This is a genomic window from Microbacterium sp. Leaf351 (genome assembly GCF_001423825.1).
GTDB classification, from domain to species: domain Bacteria; phylum Actinomycetota; class Actinomycetes; order Actinomycetales; family Microbacteriaceae; genus Microbacterium; species Microbacterium ginsengisoli.
On the sequence record NZ_LMPK01000002.1, the window covers coordinates 120533 to 120900 of the forward strand.

1 pseudogene is annotated in these 368 nt (G+C 75.0%); it reads right to left on the reverse strand.

The features are described from left to right. Positions 1-368, reverse strand: a pseudogene (locus ASG00_RS16180) (aminotransferase class V-fold PLP-dependent enzyme); the annotation flags it as partial.

A 368-nucleotide genomic window follows, 5' to 3' on the forward strand; every position in this document is an offset into this window, starting at 1 on the left:
CGCCCGCACGACGGCGCCGGTGCGGGCCGCGAGCTCCTGCCACGGGATGAGGTTCGCGTGGTGCTCCGCCTCGGTCACGACGATCTCGTCGCCCGCACGCAGGGCCAGGTGAGCGGATGCCGCACCTCCGCGCCCGGCCGTGGCGTTGCCGATGCCGTACGCGAGCAGGTTGAGGCCTGCCGTCGCGCCGCTCGTCCACACCAGCTGCTCGGCGGGGGCGCCGACGAAGCCGGCGACCGCCTCGCGGGCGTCTTCGAAGCGGATGGTCGCCTCGGCGGCGAGAGTGTGGGCGCCACGGTGCACGGCCGCGTTCTCGCGCTCGAGGAACTCGCGCTCCGCGTCGAGCACGATGCGCGGCTTCTGGCTGG